The organism is Brevibacterium sp. Mu109 (assembly GCF_900169375.1).
In the GTDB taxonomy this organism is placed as follows: domain Bacteria; phylum Actinomycetota; class Actinomycetes; order Actinomycetales; family Brevibacteriaceae; genus Brevibacterium; species Brevibacterium yomogidense_A.
This window is the reverse complement of record NZ_FXZF01000056.1, coordinates 1-7,049: the sequence shown is the minus strand read 5'-3', so window position 1 is coordinate 7,049 and position 7,049 is coordinate 1. Positions and strand designations below refer to the sequence as shown.

General features: G+C 71.7%; 9 protein-coding genes. All 9 read left to right on the top strand.

Annotated features, from left to right (window positions below):
- Nucleotides 1-224 precede the first annotated feature (224 nt).
- The 9 genes from BSP109_RS15995 to BSP109_RS18035 all read left to right on the top strand — a co-directional run bounded on the left by BSP109_RS15995 (nt 225) and on the right by BSP109_RS18035 (nt 6,946).
- Nucleotides 225-875, top strand: coding sequence for an ImmA/IrrE family metallo-endopeptidase (locus BSP109_RS15995; RefSeq protein ID WP_308297925.1), 651 nt, complete (start codon nt 225-227; stop codon nt 873-875).
- Nucleotides 875-1,780 carry a bifunctional DNA primase/polymerase gene (locus tag BSP109_RS15990; RefSeq protein WP_101601926.1) on the top strand — a complete coding sequence of 302 codons (906 nt, stop codon included), beginning with the start codon at nt 875-877 and terminating at the stop codon, nt 1,778-1,780. The genes BSP109_RS15995 and BSP109_RS15990 overlap by 1 nt, the downstream gene beginning before the upstream one ends.
- Nucleotides 1,777-2,439: a DUF2637 domain-containing protein gene (locus BSP109_RS15985; protein WP_101601924.1), complete on the top strand. Its 663-nt coding sequence runs from the start codon at nt 1,777-1,779 to the stop codon at nt 2,437-2,439. The genes BSP109_RS15990 and BSP109_RS15985 overlap by 4 nt, the downstream gene beginning before the upstream one ends.
- Entirely contained in the window at nt 2,436-2,861 is a 426-nt protein-coding gene (locus BSP109_RS15980; protein ID WP_101601923.1) for a hypothetical protein, read from the top strand. The genes BSP109_RS15985 and BSP109_RS15980 overlap by 4 nt, the downstream gene beginning before the upstream one ends.
- Nucleotides 2,862-2,943: 82 nt before the next feature.
- Nucleotides 2,944-3,813 carry a hypothetical protein gene (locus tag BSP109_RS15975; protein ID WP_101601921.1) on the top strand — a complete coding sequence of 290 codons (870 nt, stop codon included), beginning with the start codon at nt 2,944-2,946 and terminating at the stop codon, nt 3,811-3,813.
- Complete coding sequence (locus BSP109_RS15970) at nt 3,810-4,898, top strand: ParB/RepB/Spo0J family partition protein (RefSeq protein WP_101601919.1); 1,089 nt, start codon at nt 3,810-3,812, stop codon at nt 4,896-4,898. The genes BSP109_RS15975 and BSP109_RS15970 overlap by 4 nt, the downstream gene beginning before the upstream one ends.
- A 75-nt stretch (nt 4,899-4,973) precedes the next feature.
- Nucleotides 4,974-5,669 (top strand): hypothetical protein, encoded by a 696-nt coding sequence (locus BSP109_RS15965; RefSeq protein ID WP_101601917.1) that lies wholly within the window; start codon nt 4,974-4,976, stop codon nt 5,667-5,669.
- A gap of 15 nt (nt 5,670-5,684) precedes the next feature.
- Nucleotides 5,685-6,851: a M23 family metallopeptidase gene (locus BSP109_RS15960; protein ID WP_101601930.1), complete on the top strand. Its 1,167-nt coding sequence runs from the start codon at nt 5,685-5,687 to the stop codon at nt 6,849-6,851.
- Nucleotides 6,851-6,946, top strand: coding sequence for a DUF6112 family protein (locus tag BSP109_RS18035; protein ID WP_219618580.1), 96 nt, complete (start codon nt 6,851-6,853; stop codon nt 6,944-6,946). Before BSP109_RS15960 ends, BSP109_RS18035 begins: the two co-directional genes overlap by 1 nt.
- Nucleotides 6,947-7,049: the final 103 nt, after the last annotated feature.

Genomic DNA, 7,049 nt, shown 5'->3' with positions numbered 1-7,049 from the left:
GCCGACTCACGTCCGTCGAGACCACCGGAGGCGAGGTGAGCACCGACCCCGACCACGCCCTCGAACTCAGCGCCTGAGACCCCTCAGCGAAGGATCCAACCGTTACACCACTACACGGGACTTGACCCGCATCCTGGCGCCGGCTCGGAAGATCCGAGAAACCCAAGCCCGGCGAGGCGGTCCGTTCGCGGATGGTCGGCGCGAGACCGGCGTACGTGTGGGATGTGTCCCAGACCACCGGCGACCCGGTGCCGGAGCTGTCCCGCCCTCGCCTGCTGGAGGGCGAGGCGCCGTCCGGGCTGTGGGAGGGGCTGTCGGCGCTGATCCAGCAGCGCGGGTTCACGGTGGGGCGGGTGGCGGACGCGCGGGCGATCGGCGGGGCGAACGGCCTCACCGACTTCACGAACCGCACCGTCGCCGTCCGGGCGGACATGGACGAGCTGCAGCAGGTGAAGACGCTCAGTCATGAGCTGGCGCACATCGACCTCGGCCACGAGGACCGGATGGACGCGGCCGGGTGGCATCGCGGGATCGGGGAGGTCGAGGCGGAGTCGGTCGCGCTGATGATCGGCGCCGCGCACGGCATCGACACGACGACCTACACGATCCCCTACGTCTCCGGCTGGGCGGGCACGGTCAAGGACAAGACCCCGGCGGAGGTGGTGCAGGCCACGGGGGAACGAGTGCGGAAGACAGCCGGCGCGATCCTTGACGGCCTCCCCACCGTCCAGACGGGCATCGGCGACCCTCCTGGCTTGACTCGCGACGCACCGGTCACCCGGCGGACCCGTGAACGTCCGCCCGCCGTGGCGGCGGAGTCCTTCGACGCGGTGCGGCGGGAACCGGCACGCGAACACGTGGTCAGGAGCCTGTGATGACGCTCCCGGAGATGTTCACCGCCGTCGCCGGACTGCGGCTGTCGGAGGCGGCGGCACGGTTCGCCGCTGCGGGGGTGCCGGTGTTCCCGTGCGTGCCCGGCGGCAAGCGGCCCCTGGTGGAGCACGGCTTTCATGACGCGAGCACGGATGCCGGTCAGATCGCCGCATGGTGGGGACGGTGGCCGGCCGCGAACATCGGCGTCCCCACCGGCACAACTTCTGGGGTGGAGGTCGTCGACGTGGACCGCAAGACGGCCGGGTCGGGGTTTGCCGGGTTCACCCGTGCCCGGCGGGCGGGCCTGGCCGGCGGATGGGTCGCGCTGGTGCGCACACCGTCGGGCGGGATGCACGCCTACTACCGGGCCGATCCTGACCGACCGCAACCGTCCTGGCAAGCCGCCCGCGCTCGGATCGACTTCCGGGGCGACGGCGGTTACGTGATCGTGCCGCCCTCCGTGGTCGTCACCGATGGCCGCCGAGCCTCGTACGTGCTGACCGGCGGCCCGGACCGGGACACGCGGCCGGTGGATGCGGGGGCATTGCGCGACTTCCTCGACCCGCGCCCCCCACGGCCGGTCTTCCGCCCTGGTGGAGTCTCGCGGGCGGCGGACACGGCGCGGCTGGCCGGGTGGGTCGCCGCGCTCGGGGAAGGCGAACGCAACCGTGGTCTGTTCTGGGCGGCGTGCCGGCTCGCGGAAGCCGGTGCACCCCCGGCGTCAGCGCTGGACGTGCTGGGGCCGGCGGGCGAGCGTGCGGGGCTGCCGCCGCGGGAGGTGTTCGTCACGATCCGTTCCGCCTACCGCACCATCCACGCCACACCGAAGTCTGCGTCGGCGGGCGGAGGCGGGCACGACGAGATACCGCGCCGGCCGGTGCGGGACCGTGGGCAGGTGCTCTCATGATTCCCGGCCAGCCCCGTCCCGGCGGGAAGCTCGCGGTGGGGACGGCCGTAGCCGGAACGGTGCTGATCGCCGCCGGCGCGTTCTGGCTCTCCTTCACCGCCCTGGCAGACCTCGCCCGCCGTTCCGGGATCGACGCCGCGCAGGCGTGGGCGTGGCCCGTCATCGTTGACGGCCTGATCGTCGTTGCCACCGTCGCCGTGGTCGCCCTCGCCGGGCTCCGTGCGGCGTGGTATCCGTGGGTGCTGCTGGCCGGCGGTGCGCTCATCTCGGTCACCGCGAACGCGCTGCACGCCGTCGTCGCCGCCGACGCGGACGTGCCCGGCGTGCTCGCTGCCTGTGTCGCCGCGGTGCCGCCGCTGGTGCTGCTCGCCTCCACCCACCTCACCGTCGTCCTTATCCGTTCCCGCCCCGCCGCACCTGCCGACGATGATGCGGCGGAACCGGGTGGCGTCAGTGCAGAGCCCGAGGAATCCACACCTGGGGTTCCCGTGCCGGTGGGCCGGCGGGTGGTCGCGGCGCGGTTGCGGGAGGAGGGCTGGTCGAACAAGGCGATCGCCCGGCACCTGTCGGTTGCCCCCTCGACGGTGGGCCGCTGGTTCGCCGCGCCCGTGGGTGCACCTGTTGAGCAGGAGGAGTCCCGGAAGGAACTGACCGCATGAACGAGACCACCATGACGCCGCGCGCCGCCATCCGCCATGCCGAGGGCCGCGACACCCGCACGGCGGGGACCGAGGCGGATGAGGCGTCGGCGCTCGCTCGCCACAAGGACCCGTCGGTGACGGGGAAGGACGCTGTCGCGGAGACAGAGAAGGCCCGCGGTGTGGAGTGGGTGAGGCCCTCCGATCTGCTGGCGTCTCGTTCCCAACGGGTGGCGGGGCGGGGTATCGACTTCCAGGCCGAGCTCGTCCGTCGCAGCCGCCGCGTCCCCGTGCGGGCGGTGCGGGCGACCGGTCGCGGGATCACGAAGACCGGTGCCGCGATCAGCGAACGCGCACGGAAGCTGCCGCCGGTGACCGCGTTCGGCCGTGGGGCTGGGGAGCGGCACTCGTGGGTGTCGCGGTCCGGGATCGGGTTGGGGTGACATAGGCCATGCGCGTCCCTGTTGTACCGGCGAGCATGACGGCTGGGGATGCGTGCGCACCTGTTGTTCAGGAGGTGCCACAATGACACACGCACGCACCCGCGACGAGGGGCGGGATCGTTTCGAGGATTCGGAGGCGCTGCGCGCCCTCCTCAACAGGCTCCATGAGGCCGGCAAGGGCGCGTGGCGGAACGACCCGGAGGCTGCCGCGCTGATGCGGCACGCGGCCGACAAGTATGCCGCCCTGGCTCGCAAGCACGGGCTGGACCCGTGGGAGGCTGCCTCGGCGGCGTTCGAGGCGATGCGGGGTGCCGCCACTCGTCGGGCGGATGATCCGTGGGCGGTGGTGACCCGTGCGGTGCAGGTGACCTGCATCGGTGAGGAGCGCGGCAACGGGCTGCTGTGCTCCGTGCACCAGGCCCGCCGGCCGCGGTATTCGGTGTTCCATGACGCGGAGCGGTTCAGCGACCGGGAGAACCCGCTGCCCGACTACCACCCCGCGTTCCACGTTGACCCTTTCGCCGATGACGAGTCCGACGATCCCGGCGAGGACGAGGAGCTGCTGCTGGAGCGGACGATGAACGTGGGTTCGGCGGTGGAGGACACGATCGCGTTCCTGACTCGGCTGGGATGGGACCCGGCGACAGCACGCGCGGCGGTGGAGTACATCACCGGGCGGCTTGCCGAGTCCGTGTCGCGGGCGTCGGCATTCGAGGTTCTGCGCCGTGACCGGCAAGCCCGCGCGCTCCTGGACCTGCCCGGCACCTCCTGGACGACGCTGCTGCGGCTTGTGCTCGGCAACCCGGACCCCGCCCTCGCCCACACGAATGCCGGCCGGGGGCTGCTGGTGCGGCTGCTGATCGGGGAACCGTTGCGGGCGCTGCTGAGTGATGACGACCTCGTACTCACCGCTGGCCTTGCCGCACCCGATACCGGGGGTGGTCACCCGTGAGCTCCCCGCAGGATGGGCACATCGAGCTGGAACGTGCGGTGGATTCCATCGGCGTCGGCCGCCGGCACCGGCAGGACTACGGCGACCTGGCGCCGTTGATCGAGTCGATTCGCCGCAACGGCCTGTGGCAACCAATCGCGATCACCCTCGACGGGCATCTCATCTGCGGCGCGAGACGGCTGGCGGCGATCAAACTGCTCGGGTGGAAGACCGTCAAAGTGTGGGTGCGGTCCGGTGTCTCGGACCGACTCGGGCAGCTCCTCGCGGAACAGGACGACAACCTGCTGCACAAGCCACTGACCCAGTTCGAGGCCGCCGCCCTCTACCGCGAACTCAAGGCGCTCCTCACCGAAGGGGCAACGCTCCGACAGGACGCCACCCGGTTCCACGCCGCCGACGATGCCGGAGAGGACGGTGCCGTTAAATTAACGGCACCGTGGGACACGACCCCGGGCGAGGCCGCGGTGCAGGCCGCACAGATGGTCACCGGCCGCGACTCCCACACCACGCTGGAGCGCATCGGCCGCCTCGAACACCTCGCCGCCGACCCCTCCCAACCCGAGTCCGTACGCATCCGCGCGGCGGAGGAGGTCGAGCGGATCAAGGCCGGCGGCAGCGTCTATCCCTCCCATCTGCGCATCAACGCCGAACTCTCCCTCGCCGAGCTCGAACAGATCGCCGCCGACCCCACCCGGCCCGCCGAGCTGCGCGAGCAGGCCCGCACCGAGGCGGCAGCCGTGCGTGACGCAGAGCGTGAGGCGCGGGCAGCGGAGCTGGACGAGCTGGCGCAGGCGGCACTCGCCCGCGTGAAGGCCGCGAAGAAGACCGGCCGGAAACCCCGCCGCCCCGCGCTGACCGCCGTCGAGACTCAAGGCGAGCCGGTGCCATTCCCGCTGACCGTGTTCGTCGCCGTCTGGGACGACCTCGCCGAATGGTGGCTGCACCATGACCCGGACGAGGTTGGCCGGGCGTTGACCGAGGAGCAATGGTCCCGGTTCGAGCAGACCGTGGCGGGCACCGTCACCTTCGCTGACGCCGCCCGTGCCGCCCGCCGTGCCCAGGAGCGCAGCGAGCACATCGCCTGACCCCGCGATGTTTCCTGGGGCGGGGTGTGCACCTTCCTGGCGACCACTTACCTGTCGCCTTCTGGGAGGACCCGCATGGACCCCGCCACCCCTGCTGATCGCCGTCGCCGCCGTCTGCTGATCGCCACGATCGCGGGCGGCATCGTGCTGCTTTTGCTGGTCGGTGTCGGCATCTACGGGCTGCTGCGCGGCCCCGCACCCCGCACCGGCACCACCCCCACCGACCCAACGGTCCCTGCCGTGACCGCTCCACCACCCGGGTCGTCCAGAGAGGGGCCGGTGGCGGTGCCGCAGGTCGGTGGCCCGGAGGCGTTCGCCCGCGCGGTCGCCGGCTCGCTGTTCACCTGGGACACCACCACCGGTCACAACCCCTCGGACTATGCGCAGATGCTCGCGGATGTCGCCGCCGATGAGGAGGCGGACGCGCTGGCTGGGGATGTGCGAGCCTATCTGCCGACCGTGGAGGCGTGGGGGCAGCTCCGCCCGTACCAGACCCGCCAATGGCTCACCATCGACGCCGTGGTCGTCCCGGATGCGTGGGCGACGGCGGTCGCGCAGGCGGCGCCGGGGCAGATTCCCGCAGGGACCGTCGCGTACACCATCGAAGGCACCCGGCATCGGGACGGCACCTGGGGCACCGAACCCGTGGAGGCGTCCCGGCCGGTGTCGTTCACCGTGTTCGCCGTCTGCACGCCCCCGGTCCCCGGTCGAGGCAGTCCGGGGCTGTGTGAGCTGCTGCGGCTCTCCCAACTCGACAACCCCCTGCGCTGAGGGGCGGTGCTTGTCGTGTTGACGAAACTCGCCGCTCTCGCGGTCGCCCTGCTGTTCTTCGCCCCCTCGGTCGTGCTGGTCGGGGTGGCGGCCGTGGTCAATCCCGCGATGACCGCGTGCGCGCCGGGGTCGCTGCTCGTCGGCCCGATCCCGGACTCGCTGACCGCCACCACCCGAGGCGGCCAGACTGTCACCCTGAACCGCACCCAGCTCACCCACGCCGCCACGATCATCACCACGGGCGGGCAGACCGCCGGTGTCGGCCGCCCCGGCGTGGTGATCGCGCTGATGGCTGCGCTCACCGAATCCACGCTGCGGATGCTTGCGAACACCGGCGCCTACCCCGAATCCGGCGATTACCCGAACGACGGCAACGGCTCCGACCACGACTCCCTGGGCCTGTTCCAGATGCGCCCAGCGGCCGGGTGGGGCACCGTCGCCGACCTGATGGACCCCGTCTATCAGGCGCGCGCGTTCTTCGGCGGTGAGACGGGACCGAACTACCCGTCACCGCGCGGACTGCTGGACATTCCCGGCTGGCAGGGCATGGACCCCGGCGAAGCCGCACAGGCGGTCGAAGTCAGTGCGTACCCGGACCGGTATCAGAACTACCAGCCGGTCGCCGAGGCGATCCTGACCGCGCTGACCCGCCCTGCCCCGACCGGCGGCGGCGGGGGTGCGCCGGTGGTGCCGGAGACCACACGGATCGTGTTCCCGCTGCCGGAGGGCACCTGGGTGCGCACCAGCCCGTTCGGGTGGCGCATCCACCCGATCACCGGGCAACGCGCCTTCCACACCGGCAGCGATTTCGCCGCGCCGGACGGCACCCCGATCCTCGCCGCCGCAGACGGCGTGGTGGTCCTGGCGGAGTTCTCCGGCGGGTACGGCGGGCTGATCGTCATCGAGCACACCGTGGCCGGCCAGCGGGTCGCGTCCTACTACGCGCACATGTGGCAGCACGGCATCCACGTCACCGCAGGGCAGATGGTCACCGCCGGGCAGCACATCGGCGATGTCGGCTCCTCCGGGCAGTCCACCGGACCGCACCTGCACTTCGAGATCCGCCCCGGCGGCAGGGGTGCCGAACCTGTCGACGGTGACGTGTGGCTCACCGATCACGGCGCGGAAGGCATCGGCGGCGGGGACACGGCCCTTGCCGCCTGTACGGCAGGAGGCGTGTGATGGACGTGTTCCCCGACTTCGGCGGCGTCGGCGGCGCGAGCGACCTGCGGGCGATCGTGGGGGCGTTACTGGGCTCTTCTCGAACGAGGGTGTAGTCCGTTGAGCGCGTCGCTGTCCGTGTAGGAGTCGAGGTCTCCCTGAAGATGGAAGTTCCTACACTGCCCACCCGGAAGACCTCGACATGTCCCACCCTACTTT